Consider the following 15,866-nt stretch of genomic DNA (forward strand, 5'->3'; position numbering starts at 1 on the left):
TCCTCCCGCGCTTAGCCAACGACCAGATTGAGGAGTTTACCTGGTACGTAAATCACTTTACGCACAGTAACGCCATCAAGATATTTTGCTACCAGATGTTCCTGGCCAGCACGTTCGCGAACCTGTTCTTCCGTTGCGTCCACCGGAACGGTGATTTTGGCACGGACTTTACCGTTAACCTGCACCACGACCAGCGTGGAGTCTTCCACCATCGCTTTTTCGTCAGCAACCGGCCACGGCGCGTTGTCGATATCGCCTTCGCCTTTCAGTTCCTGCCACAGCGTGAAGCAGATGTGCGGGGTGAACGGGTTAAGCATACGGACAACGGCCAGCAGCGCTTCCTGCATCAGAGCGCGATCCTGCTCGCCATCGGTTGGTGCTTTCGCCAGTTTGTTCATCAGCTCCATAATCGCCGCAATTGCGGTGTTGAAGGTCTGACGACGGCCGATATCATCGGTCACTTTAGCGATCGTTTTATGCACATCGCGACGCAGCGCTTTCTGATCTTCAGTCAGCGCATCAACGTTCAGTGCCGCAACATCACCTTTTGCTGTGTGCTCGTAAACCAGTTTCCAGACACGTTTCAGGAAGCGGTTAGCCCCTTCCACACCGGATTCCTGCCATTCGAGAGTCATATCAGCCGGAGAAGCAAACATCATAAACAGACGAACGGTGTCCGCGCCGTAACGTTCAACCATCACCTGCGGGTCGATACCGTTGTTCTTCGACTTGGACATTTTGCTCATGCCGGTATAAACCAGTTCATGGCCTGCCGCATCTTTCGCTTTCACGATACGGCCTTTCTCGTCACGTTCAACGATAGCATCAACCGGGGAAACCCAGTTACGTTCGCCGTTTTCGCCAACATAGTAGAAGGCATCTGCCAGCACCATACCCTGACACAGCAACTGTTTCGCTGGTTCGTCAGAGTTCACCATGCCTGCATCACGCATCAGTTTGTGGAAGAAGCGGAAGTAGAGCAGGTGCATAATGGCGTGTTCGATACCACCAATGTAGATATCCACCGGCAGCCAGTAGTTAGCCGCTTCGGAATCCAGCATACCTTCTTTGTACTCTGGGCAAGTGTAGCGCGCATAGTACCAGGAGGACTCCATAAAGGTGTCGAAAGTGTCGGTTTCACGCAGCGCTGGCATACCGTTAACGGTAGTTTTTGCCCACTCCGGATCTGCTTTAATCGGGCTGGTAATGCCGTCCATCACCACATCTTCCGGCAGGATCACCGGCAGCTGGTCGTCCGGGGTCGGCATTACGGTACCGTCTTCCAGCGTCACCATCGGAATCGGCGCGCCCCAGTAACGCTGACGAGAAACACCCCAGTCGCGCAGGCGGTAGTTCACTTTACGCTCGCCAACGCCCATCGCAGTCAGTTTATCGGCGATGGCGTTGAAGGCCGCTTCATGGTCAAGACCGTTGAATTCGCCAGAGTTGAACAGCACGCCTTTTTCAGTCAGGGCTTGCTGAGAAAGATCTGGCTCAGAGCCGTCAGCAGCCAGGATAACTGGTTTGATGTTCAGGCCGTATTTAGAGGCAAACTCGTAGTCGCGCTGGTCGTGACCCGGAACCGCCATAACTGCGCCCGTGCCGTACTCCATCAATACGAAGTTTGCTGCCCAAACGGGAATTTCTTCGCCCGTTAATGGGTGAACAGCTTTAAAGCCAGTATCGACGCCTTTTTTCTCCATCGTCGCCATTTCAGCTTCGGCAACTTTGGTGTTACGGCATTCGTCAATAAAGGCCGCCAGTTCAGGATTATTTTCCGCCGCTTTCTGCGCCAGCGGATGACCCGCAGCTACCGCCAGGTAGGTACAACCCATAAAGGTGTCCGGGCGGGTAGTGTAAACGGTCAGCGTGTTGTCATAGTCGTTAACGTTGAAGGTGATCTCCACGCCTTCGGAACGACCGATCCAGTTACGCTGCATGGTTTTAACGGTGTCTGGCCAGTGATCCAGTTTATCCAGATCGTTGAGCAGCTCGTCAGCGTAAGCAGTGATTTTGATAAACCACTGCGGGATCTCTTTACGTTCAACTTTGGTATCGCAGCGCCAGCAGCAGCCGTCGATAACTTGTTCGTTCGCCAGTACGGTCTGGTCGTTCGGGCACCAGTTGACCGCAGAAGTCTTCTTATATACCAGGCCTTTTTTATACAGCTCGGTGAAGAATTTCTGTTCCCAACGGTAGTATTCCGGCGTACAGGTTGCCAGCTCGCGGCTCCAGTCATAACCAAAGCCCAGCATTTTGAGCTGGTTTTTCATATACGCGATGTTGTCGTACGTCCACGGTGCCGGAGCGGTGTTGTTTTTCACCGCCGCGCCTTCCGCAGGCAGACCAAACGCGTCCCAGCCGATCGGCTGCAGGACGTTTTTGCCCAGCATACGCTGGTAGCGGGCGATCACGTCACCGATGGTGTAGTTACGTACGTGGCCCATGTGTAGTCGACCAGAAGGATAGGGAAGCATAGACAGGCAGTAATACTTCTCTTTGCTCTCGTCTTCGGTTACTTCAAATGTGCGCTTCTCATCCCAATGAAGCTGTACTTTGGATTCTATCTCTTCCGGGCGGTATTGCTCTTGCATGGCAGCCAGTGGTCCTGTTTTCAATACGGCTACAAATGTAGCGTTGAGGTGGTTTTTCAGATCCGCATAGCATAGCCCAAACGTCCGCGTCAAAACAGCCTTTCGCGCACTCGACGTTGAAATGATGCCCGGATTATTCATACATTAATTTACAGAGTTTGTGGGCGTATTAGCAAAGCAAGGAACAAAGAACGTCTATTATTATAGTCAGTTAACGACCCGGGAGATGAAACGATGAACAAGGTTGCTCAATATTACCGTGAACTGGTCGCGTCACTGAGCGAACGCCTGCGCAATGGCGAACGTGATATCGACGCACTGGTGGAACAGGCGCGCGAGCGCGTAATAAAAACAGGGGAGTTAACGCGAACCGAGGTCGATGAGCTGACGCGAGCTGTAAGACGTGACCTGGAAGAGTTCGCCATGAGCTATGAAGAGAGCCTGAAAGAAGAATCTGACAGCGTCTTTATGCGGGTGATTAAAGAAAGCTTATGGCAGGAGCTGGCAGATATCACCGATAAAACGCAGCTTGAATGGCGCGAAGTTTTCCAGGACCTCAATCATCATGGGGTTTATCACAGCGGAGAAGTGGTCGGGCTGGGAAATCTGGTCTGCGAGAAATGTCACTTCCATCTCCCGATCTACACACCGGAAGTGCTGACGCTATGCCCGAAATGTGGTCATGACCAGTTCCAGAGACGCCCGTTTGAGCCGTAATAGTCTGATTTCGCACAGCAATAAAGAGAATATGGGCCGAATGAAATTCCCCGGCCCTTGTTTTTATCTCTACAGTAAATCTTCAGTCTCACGAATTTCCTGACTGACATCTCTGGTTCCGGATGACTGAACTTTACGATACAGGTCGAGAGCCTGTCGGAGATCGACAGGTCTTCCTTCTCCGTAGTGATACATAATGGCCAGGTTATACCAGGCAGTGGCGTCATTGCATTCAGCGGCTTTCGTAAACCATTCAAAGGCAGCCTGATAATCTTTCTCAACGCCTTGTCCGTGTTTATACATATAACCGATGTTGACGTAAGCGCCGACGCTTTCCTGAGCGGCAGCCTTCAGATACCAGTACATCGCTTGCTTATAGTCCTGGTCCACCCCTTCGCCAGCGTTATAATCCCATGCAATTTGAAACTGGGCGTGCCGATTACCCTGCTGTGCGCTTTTCAAATACCAGAATGCGGCGAGTGTCTTGTTTTGAGCAACGCCTTTTCCGTCTTCATAAAGATCGGCCAGATTGTTTTGCGCGTCACTATGGCCTTGTAATGCAGCTTGTTTGTACCAGAAAAATGCCAGCGCATAGTCTTTTGCGACTCCGTTGCCATTTCTGTACATCCACCCAAGATTATTTTGCGCATAAGACATTCCGCTCTCCGCGGCTATCTGATACCAGACAACCGCTTCTTTATAATTGGGGGCTTCTCCACGATCCAGTGTCCAGCCAAGGGCGTTGGAAGCGAAAGTATGGCCTTGTAGGGCAGCTTTTTTCAGCCAGAAGATGGCTTGCTCATTATCTTTATGACGGCTTTTATCCTCGGTATACTTTTGCCCTAAGGAATACTGTGCTTCACAATGACCTTGCTCAGCGGACAGCTTCAGCCAGTAAAAGGCTTTTTCGTCGTCCGGAGAATCAATTGCGCTATCGCGATTATAATAAAACCCAACAATATATTGAGCCTCGCAATCGCCTTTTTCAGCACGTTCGATAATCTCATCTATTGATAAATTATCGCAGCAACTTGACGTGAAAATCATTATCATTTCCTTATGGTTGCAGATAAAACATATTATATTTTTATGTGTTCCATTTTTGCGTAAGCCTTATTTTATGCGTATTATGTCGCGTCAGAAAAGTATAAATAAACGAGCCTCGCAATGCGGCTAATATTCATTTAATGAATATTTAAGGATAAATTATATGGACATGGAGTCGCAAAAAATATTGTTTGCACTTTCCACTCCGATGGAAATACGCAATGAATGCTGTTTACCTTCGCATTCATCACCCAAAATGTATTTAGGTACATGCTTTTTTGACCTTTCTTCCTCCTGGGGAATTGATGCCCGTGATGACCTGCTGCGCACAATTCACCGAATGATCGATAACGGTCATGCCGCTCGGTTGGCAGGGTTTTATCACCGCTGGTTTCGTTATTCGCCATGTGAATGGCGTGACTATCTTGCTGAACTAAATGAGCAAGGTCAGGCTTATGCGCAATTTGTCGCCAGCACCGCCGAATGCTGTGGTGAGGGAGGAATTAAAGCCTGGGATTATGTCCGGATGGGTTTTTTAAGCCGAATGGGCGTACTTAATAACTGGTTGAGCGAAGAAGAAAGTCTATGGATCCAGTCGCGCATTCATCTACGGGCTCTACGTTATTATCGTAACTGGCGGCAATACTTTGCCGGTTATACCTTTGGTCGGCAATATTGGCAGTCTCCCGAAGATGATCATCTGCAGTTATTACGCGAATTCTTAGCGCGTAAAGAATACGACGATTCCGGCAATGATATGTTTTATCAATTATTTGCCAGTGATGATGCGTATTACCCTACCTTGTCCTGGCAACCATTGGCTTACTATTCTGCATGCCCGGAAACGCTTAAGGATATGAGCGACCTATGAAAAATTGCTGGAAGATTCTCGAAATAGAGGAAACGACTGACGTCGATATTATCCGCCGCGCTTATCTGGCGCTGTTACCGTCCTTTCATCCAGAAACCGATCCGCAGGGTTTTAAACAACTTCGTCAGGCGTATGAGGAGGCGCTACGGATTGCGCAGTCGCCTGCTAAATCTGTTTGGCAACCAGAAGAATATGAGGTAGCAGAACATGAAATTCTGCTCGCCTTTCGTGCGTTACTTGCCTCTGATAGCGAACGTTTTCTGCCCTCCGCCTGGCAGCGATTCATTCAGCAATTAAATTATTGCTCGATGGAAGAGATTGATGAATTACGCTGGTCGCTGTGCACAATCGCCATGAACACTGCCCATTTATCCTTCGAGTGCGTGGTGTTATTAGCAGAAAGATTGCGGTGGTTGCAGGAGGAAAACGTCGGGGAAATAGACGAAGAAGAACTGGAATCCTTTTTATATGCCATTGCGAAGGGGAATGTTTTTAACTTCCAGACCATTCTGCATCTGCCCGTTGCCGTGCAAAATGACACCATCGATTTTTACCAAATGTTCGCTCGGATTTGGTCATCGCATCCAGAATGGCTGACATTGTATTTAGCGCAACATCGCGCAGTGATTATCCCCGATGATGCAAAACTGCACAGAAATTTACTCCGCTGGTATAGCGCAGGTCGCCTGGGAATTCCCGAACTCCTGGATTACGCCCGGTCGTGGCGGGAAGCTGAATCTGATAATGAAGATGCGCGTTATTATGAATACGCACAACGCGTCTATTGTGGAGAAGGCGAAAGCTTGCTGGCAGAACTTTGTGACTACTGGCGCGAGTATCCCTCCACCCAGGCGGATGCTTTAATATTGCAATGGTGCCGTCAGCATCGGGTCGATTATTACCCGTTAGTGGTGATGATGATTGAAGCTCGTGAACTGGTTAACGATCAGGGAAAACCGCTACTTTATATCCCCGGCGACAGCGCCCGTACGCGTTTTCATTTATACGAAATACTCAGCGATGAAAAACTCTCTGCTCTGGGGCGTTCACTGGTCGAGATGGTTTTGCACAAAGGACGTAAGCCGCGGATCTCACTCACGCGTGATACAGAACATCCCTTATGGCCATTATATTTAGTTGCCAAACAATTAGTGCAGGCGAACCAACCAACCGAAGAATCATTAATGCCGATTGTGAGCCGCCTTGATGCAGAAGATCGTTGTCCACTGGAAGCATTAATTATTCGTCGATTATTAATTCAGGCGGCGAATTTTACCGAGAAGCAAACTGTTGAACCGGAGCCGCAACCGCAGCCAATGCCCGTTGACGATGGTGGGCCAGGCTGTCTGGGCATCATTAAAATTATTTTCTATATTTTTATCTTTGCTGGTTTGATAGGGAAAATACTCCATCTGTTCGGTTGACAGTCGACGTTAATGTGCGGGAAGCCCGGCAAGTAATCTTTCCGCATTTTTGTAATGTTGTTTGGCGGCCAGTTTTAACCATTTTTGAGATTCATAATGGTTAACATTAATACCTGAGCCATTTCTGTAGATCAAACCTAAAGTATATTGAGCATGAGCATACCCTTGTTCAGCTGCTTCCTTATACCAGAGAATTGCTTTACGGGTGTCGGGTTTGACCCCCAGACCTTTGAGGTAGATCCACCCCAGTTTGCTTTGTGCGCGCGGATTTTCCTGTTCTGCTGATTGCTCATACCAGTATCTCGCCTGTGTATAATCCAGTGGTTTACCGTCGCTACCATGAAGATAAAATTCTCCAAGGCGATATTGCGACGTTGAGTGACCATGAATCGCGGAAAGCTCCGTGGCCGCCGTGGTAAACGGTAGACTGCCCGGTGAGCTTAAATAATCAAAGGCATAATTCACCATGGCTTTATCACGCAACGTTGTTTTCTTGGGTTGGCTAATACAGGTAATTGCTGCAACTATAAATATTGCGAATATATACATTAATTTTTTATTCATATGTGAATGCTTCGATTTTCTTTTTATTTTGAAAGCGTCAAGTTTATACTCATCAATAATAAAAAGTAGTCAGTTAATGCACTTAAGGGATTATTAACAAATGAATAAGGAAGAACAATATCTTCTTTTTGCGCTTTCTGCGCCCATGGAAATACTTAATCAGGGTTGCAAACCCGCGCATGACTCGCCAAAAATGTATACCGGGATAAAAGAATTCGATCTCTCATCATCCTGGGGAATAAATAATCGTGATGATTTAATTCAGACTATTTATCAGATGACTGATGATGGTCATGCCAATGATTTAGCTGGCTTATATCTGACATGGCATCGCTCTTCCCCTGAAGAGTGGAAAGCATTAATTGCTGGTGGCTCGGAGAGAGGGTTGATTTATACCCAATTCGTTGCCCAAACCGCTATGTGCTGTGGAGAAGGGGGAATCAAAGCCTGGGATTATGTTCGAATGGGGTTTCTGTCACGGGTCGGTGTGCTCAACAACTGGCTGACGGAAGAAGAGAGTTTATGGCTGCAATCGTGCGTCTATGTACGAGCTCACCATTACTATCACAGCTGGATGCACTATTTTTCCGCCTATTCGTTAGGACGTCTCTACTGGCAATCTTCTCAGTGCGAAGACAACACTTCGCTACGCGAGGCGCTAACCCTGTACAAATACGATAGCGCCGGGAGTCGGATGTTCGAAGAGCTGGCAGCGGGAAGCGATCGTTTCTATGCCACGCTTCCCTGGCAGCCATTAACTGTCCAGCCTGAATGCCCGGTAACGCTTAAGGATGTGAGCGACCTATGAAAACATGTTGGCAAATCCTCGAAATTGAAAGCACGACGCAAATAGACATTATCCGCCAGGCTTATCTTGCTCGCTTACCGTTATGTCATCCCGAAACCGATCCGCAGGGGTTTAAAGCATTACGCCAGGCCTATGAAGAGGCGCTGCGACTGGCGGTAAATCCTGTCGAGGAAGCAGATGATGAAGAAAAAGATGCCGCCGCTGAACATGAAATACTGCGTGCATTCAGGACATTACTGGATTCAGAAAGTGATCGTTTTCAGCCCTCCGCCTGGCAGAAATTTATTCAGCAATTAAATACCTGGAACATGGAGGATGTCGATCAATTACGCTGGCCGCTGTGTGCAATCGCTATAGAAGCGCGATATCTTTCATTAAATTGTGCTTCTTTGCTGGCAGAGCGTTTGAACTGGCATTCGTTTAATGACAGCGAAGGAATGGATGAGGAAGAAAGGGAGGCTTTTCTTGAGGCCATTCAGGCTGGTGATTGTTTCGATTTCCTTAGCCTTCTGGAATATCCCGTTGCGTTGCAGAACCAGACTGTTGAGTATTACTTCGCGCTGGAACGTTGCTGCCGTTACCATCCTGACTACGTCACTGCGTTTTTGGCGATGGAAGGTCCGTGGTTCATTCCTGATGATGCAAAGTTACATCGCAAACTGTTGCGCTGGTACAGCTCGGTGCAAACAGGTATGGCGGAACTCATTCCTGTAGCCAAACAGTGGCAAATGGAAGAACCAGAAAGCGAAGATGCCCGATATTACTTGTGTGCTCAAAGGTTGTACTGCGGCGAGGGGGAAAGCCTGCTTGCCGATCTCTGCGCGTACCGGGAAAGTTACCCATCTACACAAGCTGATAATTTGTTGTTGCAGTGGAGCAAGCGTCATTGCCCGGATTATTTCGCGTTATTAGTGATGGTTATCGAAGCGCGGAGCATGGTAGATGCGCAAGGTCAACCGCTGAAATATGTTCCTGGTGAGAGCGCCCGGACGCGGCTGTTATGGGCGGAAATTTTACATAGCGGAAAATTATCGCCGTTAGGTCAATCGTTTATTGAGTCGTTATTCTTCAAACGCAAAGCATGGGCGTGGTGGAAATCGAGAGTCGGTAGCGAGACAGAAGAAGATTCACCGTTACTGGATTTGTATCGGGTAGCGGAACAGGTAGTACTTGAAGCGTTTCCGAAACAAGAGATGCTGGCCCGTCTTAATACAAGGCTGGAAGGCGGAGATGCTCATCCATTAGAGGCCATTATCACCCGGTTGCTGTTGACGAAAGTAAAACTCGAGCCGGAGGATGAAGATGTCGATGAGCCAACACCTGAAAACCATGAAGAAAAAAATGATGAGGGTGAAAAACCACAGAGCATTACCAGCATTATCAAAATCAGTTTAACGGTGCTGGTTATAGGTTATGCTCTCGGCAAAATCGCGATGTTGTTTAGTTGACGATGTGTTTTTTGCGCCGATGCCGGATGCAGCATTTACGCCGCATCCGGCAGCCGTGATTATGAGGTCTCAATGGCTAAATAAACGCTCGCCCGCCGCCTGACCTCATCGACGCGGGCCATATCGTTTGACTGCAGCGCCGCATCAAAATCGGTGATCACCCGGCCAATCTCTTCTCGCTCGTCACCCAGCGCCCGCGCCCACAACTCTTCCAGTTTGGCTTTAAAGGTGCGATTGATGAGCATATCGCGCGGATAAATTTTCAATGCGGATAACCGCGTCCGACTCTCTTCAATCTGCTGCGCGCTCAATGTTACCGGGCTGTGGTTAATCACTCTGGACTTAACGCTGCCGTCTTCCAGAAGCACGTCAACTTCAAGCAACCCGTTGATATCATAACTAAAGCGAATATCAATCGACTGATAAGCCCCGGTTTTCTTCAACGGCACATCGAAGGATTCCACCAGAATGTTGTTTTTAACTTTGTGGTTTTCTCCCTGATAGACGTTAACCGTAATTGAATCCTGTTCCGGGTGCATGGTTGAATAAGTTTCTACACGCGACACGGGCACAGTGGTGTTTCGTTCAATAATCGGCGAGAAAATGCCGGAAACGCCCTGGCGGTTAACTTCAACGCCCAACGAGTAAGGGCAAATATCAGTGAGGATTACCTCTTCAATATCTTCACTGCGTAAGCGGCAGGCGGCCTGGATTGCTGCGCCCAGCGCGACAATGGTGCTCGGATCGTAACTTTGATACGGTAATTTGCCAAACAGACGCACGGCGATTCGCTGCACCAGCGGCATTTGTGACGCGCCGCCAACCAGCACCAGACTGTCGATTTGACTCGGCTTCAGACGTGCATCGCGCAACGCCTGTTCAATCGGCACTCGCAAGCGATTGAGCAGCGGCAACCACAAATCTTCCAGTTCGTTCTCGTAAAATTCGCACTCCCGCGTTTCATCCTGGTACTGCCAGCGAATGTGCAATGGCGATTGATTGCTACATTTTGCCGCTTCCACACAGGCGTACAAGGCTCCCAGTTCACTCTCGTTAAGCGTGGTCCTGGCGACATCCGCGCGTTTTAAAACCTCATCGACCAGCATATGGGTAAAATCTTCGCCACCAAGAAAGTTGTCGCCAGCGGAGGCGTGAACTTCAATCACCGGCGTGGCGTACTCAAGCACCGTAACGTCAAACGTGCCGCCACCGAGATCAAACACCAGCGAACGGGTATTTTGTTGGGTATGCAGGCCATACGCCATCGCAGCTGCTGTGGGTTCATTAATTAAGCGTACCGCATTTAACCCGGCTAACTCCGCTGCTAAACGGGTATGCTTGCGTTGTTCATCGCTGAAATAAGCCGGAACGGAGATCACCACATCTTTAATCGGACGTTGCAGAAATTCTTCGGCATCTTCTTTTAATGAGCGTAATACCAAAGAGGACAGTTCTGGCGCGTTAAATGTGTCGCTGCCTAACCGCCAGTTGGTATTACTGCCCATTGCACGTTTAAATAACGCTGCCGTTTTATCCGGATGCGAAGTACGCCGTGATACAGCCGGTTTTCCGACTAAAATATGATTATTTTCATCCATGCTAATTATGGATGGTGTTAAATATTCACCGAACTTATTTGGAATTAATTGCGCGGCACCGTCTTTCCAGACGGCAATTAAACTATTGGTAGTGCCGAGATCGATACCAATGGCGAGTTCTGCATTATCCATTGCATTTATATCTTGAAAGAAAAAGAGATAAACAGATTAAGACCACCCAGGTAACGCGTGGTGATCTTAATCAATGACGTGTGTTAAGCGTAAAATTTCAGACGATCAGCCAGTAAATCAACAAAGCCCTGACGATCAACATCGACCATTACAGTGGCGTTCGGTTTATTGCCAGTCAGATAATAATAATCAACAACCGTCATACCCTGGCTATATTTCCCCTGTGTTTCCACGCCAACCCAGCGCTCAACAGAGGTAAACAACTCGGGTTTCAACAGCCAGGCGATGGTGCATGGGTCATGCAGCGGTGCACCGACAAAGCCCCATTTTTCGTCTTTATGATATTCGAGGAAGAAATCCAGCAGTTCGGCAACAATGGTTGAAACAGGGTTGCCAATCGCGCGGAAACGCTCGGTGTCTTCAACGTGGATTTGTGCTTTGTGAGTAACATCCAGACCGGCCATCACCACTGGGATCCCTGACTGGAAGACAATTTCTGCCGCTTCCGGGTCAACGTAAATATTAAATTCAGCCGCAGGCGTCCAGTTACCAAGCCCCATTGCGCCGCCCATAATCACGATACGGGCAATTTTGCTATGCAGTTCCGGATGGCTATTGAGCAGCAAGGCAACGTTAGTTTGCGGTCCGGTAGACACAATCGTGACAGGTTCCGCACTTTCGCGCAGCGTTTTCGCCATCAGCTCTACCGCCGTACAGTTTTGCGGTGCGAACGTCGGTTCCGGTAATGCCGGGCCATCCAGACCGCTTTCGCCGTGCACATTGTCCGCGATAATCAACTCACGCATTAACGGTTTTACCGCGCCGCCTGCTACCGGAATATCGGTGCGATTAAGCAAGGTCAGCATACGAAGAACATTGCGTAAGGTTTTTTCTGGTGTCTGGTTTCCGGCGGAAGACGTAATTGCTTTGACATCAAGCTCTGGTGAGGCGAGGGCGAGAACTATTGCGATAGCGTCGTCATGACCTGGGTCGCAATCTAACAGAATTGGCAGTGCCATTGTTGCTCCTTGTTGTGTGCTTCTTTGCGACAAGGGTAACGCCAGGATGTAACAGATACGAGGGGCGAAACGATAAAGCGTGAGATGGCGCGCACTTGGGTATGCGCGCCAGAGTGATTAATGCAGGATTTTCGCGAGGAAGTCTTTCGCGCGGTCCGATTTCGGATCATCGAAGAAAGCGTCTTTCGGCGAGTCTTCGACAATTTTACCCTCGTCCATAAAGATCACCCGATTCGCCACTTTACGGGCAAAACCCATTTCGTGGGTCACCACCATCATGGTCATTCCTTCGTTTGCCAGTTCCACCATCACGTCCAGCACTTCGTTGATCATCTCCGGATCCAGCGCCGATGTCGGTTCGTCGAACAGCATCGCAATAGGATCCATACACAACGCGCGAGCGATTGCCACACGCTGCTGCTGACCGCCGGAAAGCTGCGCCGGAAATTTATTGGCATGTGCGGAAAGTCCCACGCGCTCCAGCAATTTCAATGCTTTTTCACGAGCGGGCGCTTTATCGCGTTTAAGCACTTTCACCTGCGCCAGGGTCAGGTTTTCGATAATCGACAGATGAGGGAACAGCTCGAAATGCTGGAATACCATCCCGACGCGGGAACGCAGCTTTGCCAGATCGGTTTTCTTGTCATTAACCACGATACCATCGACGGTGATTTCACCTTGCTGCACTGGTTCGAGGCCGTTGACGGTTTTAATCAGCGTTGATTTGCCGGAACCAGACGGGCCGCAAACCACCACCACTTCGCCTTTTTTCACTTCGGTTGAGCAGTCGGTCAGCACCTGAAAGTGACCATACCATTTTGAAACATTTTTCAGGGTAATCATTATGCTGTCCTTCTTTTCAAGTAGCTGACCAACAACGACGCGCTAAGACTAATAACGAAATAAACAAATCCGGCAAACAGGATCATCTCAACCTGCGTACCATCACGCTCACCAATGGTTGAGGCGGTACGGAAGAAATCGGCCAGAGATAACACATACACCAGTGAGGTATCCTGGAACAGTACGATGCCCTGAGTGAGCAGAAGCGGCACCATCGCGCGGAACGCCTGCGGCAGAATAATCAGTTTCATCGACTGCCAGTGAGTCATTCCCAACGCCAGCGCGGCGCTCGACTGACCACGAGAAATACTTTGAATACCAGCACGGATAATCTCTGAATAGTAGGCCGCTTCAAACATCGAAAACGCCACCATCGCCGAAATTAAACGGATATCATTTTTTGGTGATAATCCCAGCACGTTTTGCAGAAAACCTGGCACGATCAGGTAAAACCACAGCAAAACCATAACTAAAGGAATCGAGCGGAATACGTTAACGTAGGCTTTGGCAAACCACGCTACGGGCGCAAAGCTGGACAAGCGCATCACCGCCAGCATGGTGCCCCACAAAATACCAATCACGACTGCCGTGACGGTGATTTTCAGCGTGATCACCAGCCCGTCGAGCAGATATGGCAGGGAAGGGACAATGGAACTCCAGTCAAACTCGTACATTATTTGCCCCCCATGTTGCCAGGCAGGCGAACTTTACGTTCAACCAGCGTCATTACCAGCATGATAACCGCGTTAATCAACACATACGCCAGCGTAATAGCGGTAAACGACTCCCAGGCGTGGGCTGAGTAATCAAGCAATTTACCCGCCTGCGCCGCCATATCCACCAGACCAATAGTCGAGGCGATGGCGGAGTTTTTCACCAGGTTCATCATCTCGGAAGTCATCGGCGGGACGATAACGCGATACGCGTTAGGCAACAGCACGTATCGATAAGCCTGCGGTAGCGTCAGGCCCATCGCCAGCGCGGCATTTTTTTGCCCACGCGGCAACGACTGAATGGCGGCGCGTACCTGTTCGCAAACACGGGCGGCGGTAAACAGCCCCAGGCAGAGCATGGATGAAAGGAAAAACTGAATATTGGGATCCAGCTCGGCCTTAAACCACATGCCGATTTTCTCCGGCAACAGCTCCGGGATCACCAGATACCAGGTAAAGAATTGCACAATCAACGGCACGTTGCGGAACAGTTCGACATACAACGTACCCAGACCGGAGAGAAAACGGTTTGGAACGGTACGTAAAATGCCGAAAAATGAACCGACGAGGAAAGCGATAATCCAGGCGCAGATCGACAAAGCGATCGTCACCTGAAAACCACTCCAGATCCAACCAAGATAGGTGGTGTTGCCGAACGGGGCTTGTTGTAAAAAAATACCCCAGTTCCAGTCTATAGACATAAATCTACTCCAGAAAAAAGAGGGTAGCAGCGTTAACTGCTACCCTCGAAGATTGTTACCCAGCGTATTGCGGTTTTCAGGCCCGATGGGGAACGACCATCAGGCGTATAGTCTGTCCGTGCTACGTAACAATCGAGAGGGCTGGAATTTCCGCCCCTGGTTCTTGTAATTAGTTCAGTGCTTTGTCATTCGGTTCTTTGAACAGTGCTTTCATTTCGTCTGACAGTTCGAAATTCATGTTCAGGTTTTTCGGCGGAATTGGATTTTTGAACCATTTATCAAACCATTTTTCCGCTTCACCGGAAGTCTGCACCTGAGCGATAGTGTCATCCATCAGCTTTTTGAACTGCGGATCATCTTTACGCAACATGCAACCGTAGGCTTCCTGAGACTGCGGCTTGCCGACGATATCCCAGTTGTCTGGTTTCTTCGCTTTCGCACGTTCACCGGCCAGCAGAGCGTCATCCATCATAAAGGCAACGGCACGACCGCTTTCCAGGGTACGGAAAGAGTCACCGTGATCTTTGGCGCTAATGATGCGCATATTCATTTTTTGCTCTTCATTCAGTTTGTTGAGCAAAACTTCAGAAGTAGTGCCGGAAGTGACGACTACGGCTTTGCCTTTCAGGTCGGCAAAATCTTTGATATCGCCGCCCTTTTTGGTCAGCAGGCGCGTACCGACCACGAAAATAGTATCAGAGAAAGCCGCCTGTTTTTGGCGTTCGACGTTGTTGGTGGTAGAACCACATTCAAAATCGAAAGTGCCGTTTTGCAGCAGTGGAATACGGTTTTGTGAGGTAATCGGAATCAGTTTTACCTGCAAGTCCGGTTTGTTGAGTTTCTTTTTCACTGCTTCAACAATGGCGTTGGAGTAATCCTGCGAGTAACCCACCACTTTTTGCTGATTGTCGTAATAAGAGAAAGGTACTGAAGATTCACGGTGACCGACGACAATCACGCCGTTTTTGGCGATTTTGTCCAGCGTACTGCCCGCTACCGGGGCGGCGTCATCTGCCTGTGCCAGTCCTGCGGAAAGCGCCAGGGCGAGGATTGCTGTGGCAGGTTTACGTAATTGCATATCCAACTCCTTTATCTTCTGCGTTAAGAACGCATGGATACCCGTTGTGAGTGTTTGTGTTGTTATCGTCTGCAACTTTATTGTGCAGTGTTGTGCTTGTTAGGTAACATTTAGTTTGGCTAAATGTAAAGATATTGATGTTTTATTGTTTGTTTTTGCGAGGTGCACCGCACCATTCCGAAGCAAAATTCTTAAAATGCACTCTTTTGGTGCTACCGCTGATTTGTGGTGGTGCAACCCGGTTGCGTCGCGGCTGATTTCATTGCTTACACAGTAAATAAAGCAACTTACATGCCAAAAAATACTTAT

14 protein-coding genes are annotated in these 15,866 nt (G+C 49.0%); 5 read left to right on the forward strand and 9 right to left on the reverse strand.

All coding sequences use genetic code 11. The features are described from left to right. Positions 1-11: 11 nt before the first annotated feature. Positions 12-2,594 carry a leucine--tRNA ligase gene (gene leuS / locus ACJHXA_RS13825; RefSeq protein WP_001157890.1) on the reverse strand — a complete coding sequence of 861 codons (2,583 nt, stop codon included), beginning with the start codon at positions 2,592-2,594 and terminating at the stop codon, positions 12-14. Positions 2,595-2,828: 234 nt separating this feature from the next. Between leuS and ACJHXA_RS13830 the strand changes: the two genes are divergently transcribed. Next, on the forward strand, positions 2,829-3,311 hold the full coding sequence (locus ACJHXA_RS13830) for a zinc ribbon-containing protein (protein ID WP_001044880.1): 483 nt from the start codon (positions 2,829-2,831) through the stop codon (positions 3,309-3,311). 69 nt (positions 3,312-3,380) lie between these two features. Here ACJHXA_RS13830 and ybeQ read toward each other — a convergent pair whose 3' ends face one another. After that, on the reverse strand, positions 3,381-4,358 hold the full coding sequence (gene ybeQ / locus ACJHXA_RS13835; protein WP_000578183.1) for a Sel1 family TPR-like repeat protein YbeQ: 978 nt from the start codon (positions 4,356-4,358) through the stop codon (positions 3,381-3,383). A 163-nt stretch (positions 4,359-4,521) separates the two neighbouring features. Here ybeQ and ACJHXA_RS13840 point away from each other — a divergent pair, with 163 nt between their 5' ends. Further along, the gene (locus ACJHXA_RS13840; RefSeq protein WP_000367017.1) at positions 4,522-5,229 is read left to right on the forward strand and encodes a DUF1266 domain-containing protein; all 708 of its coding nucleotides are present in this window, start codon (positions 4,522-4,524) and stop codon (positions 5,227-5,229) included. Further along, on the forward strand, positions 5,226-6,653 hold the full coding sequence (locus ACJHXA_RS13845) for a J domain-containing protein (protein WP_000786620.1): 1,428 nt from the start codon (positions 5,226-5,228) through the stop codon (positions 6,651-6,653). Before ACJHXA_RS13840 ends, ACJHXA_RS13845 begins: the two co-directional genes overlap by 4 nt. A gap of 9 nt (positions 6,654-6,662) precedes the next feature. Here ACJHXA_RS13845 and ACJHXA_RS13850 read toward each other — a convergent pair whose 3' ends face one another. Beyond that, a complete protein-coding gene (locus tag ACJHXA_RS13850) occupies positions 6,663-7,217 on the reverse strand; it encodes a tetratricopeptide repeat protein (protein ID WP_001035673.1) in 555 nt (184 codons plus the stop codon). 100 nt (positions 7,218-7,317) lie between these two features. Here ACJHXA_RS13850 and ACJHXA_RS13855 point away from each other — a divergent pair, with 100 nt between their 5' ends. Continuing rightward, the gene (locus tag ACJHXA_RS13855; RefSeq protein WP_001030929.1) at positions 7,318-8,025 is read left to right on the forward strand and encodes a DUF1266 domain-containing protein; all 708 of its coding nucleotides are present in this window, start codon (positions 7,318-7,320) and stop codon (positions 8,023-8,025) included. Further along, positions 8,022-9,473 carry a co-chaperone DjlC gene (djlC, locus tag ACJHXA_RS13860; RefSeq protein WP_001315329.1) on the forward strand — a complete coding sequence of 484 codons (1,452 nt, stop codon included), beginning with the start codon at positions 8,022-8,024 and terminating at the stop codon, positions 9,471-9,473. The genes ACJHXA_RS13855 and djlC overlap by 4 nt, the downstream gene beginning before the upstream one ends. A gap of 59 nt (positions 9,474-9,532) precedes the next feature. Here djlC and hscC read toward each other — a convergent pair whose 3' ends face one another. The 6 genes from hscC to gltI all read right to left on the reverse strand — a co-directional run bounded on the left by hscC (position 9,533) and on the right by gltI (position 15,557). Beyond that, complete coding sequence (hscC, locus tag ACJHXA_RS13865; RefSeq protein ID WP_000367891.1) at positions 9,533-11,203, reverse strand: molecular chaperone HscC; 1,671 nt, start codon at positions 11,201-11,203, stop codon at positions 9,533-9,535. 83 nt (positions 11,204-11,286) lie between these two features. Beyond that, a complete protein-coding gene (rihA, locus tag ACJHXA_RS13870; protein WP_001207519.1) occupies positions 11,287-12,222 on the reverse strand; it encodes a pyrimidine-specific ribonucleoside hydrolase RihA in 936 nt (311 codons plus the stop codon). 117 nt (positions 12,223-12,339) lie between these two features. Next, a complete protein-coding gene (gene gltL / locus ACJHXA_RS13875) occupies positions 12,340-13,065 on the reverse strand; it encodes a glutamate/aspartate ABC transporter ATP-binding protein GltL (protein WP_000631384.1) in 726 nt (241 codons plus the stop codon). Then, positions 13,065-13,739, reverse strand: a complete 675-nt coding sequence (gltK, locus tag ACJHXA_RS13880) for a glutamate/aspartate ABC transporter permease GltK (protein WP_000272824.1) — start codon at positions 13,737-13,739, stop codon at positions 13,065-13,067. Before gltK ends, gltL begins: the two co-directional genes overlap by 1 nt. Then, positions 13,739-14,479, reverse strand: coding sequence for a glutamate/aspartate ABC transporter permease GltJ (gene gltJ / locus ACJHXA_RS13885; RefSeq protein ID WP_000020944.1), 741 nt, complete (start codon positions 14,477-14,479; stop codon positions 13,739-13,741). Before gltJ ends, gltK begins: the two co-directional genes overlap by 1 nt. A 169-nt stretch (positions 14,480-14,648) precedes the next feature. After that, complete coding sequence (gltI, locus tag ACJHXA_RS13890) at positions 14,649-15,557, reverse strand: glutamate/aspartate ABC transporter substrate-binding protein GltI (RefSeq protein ID WP_001177088.1); 909 nt, start codon at positions 15,555-15,557, stop codon at positions 14,649-14,651. Positions 15,558-15,866: the final 309 nt, after the last annotated feature.

The sequence above is a fragment of the Escherichia sp. WS33 genome, from assembly GCF_046486385.1.
GTDB lineage: Bacteria > Pseudomonadota > Gammaproteobacteria > Enterobacterales > Enterobacteriaceae > ECMA0423.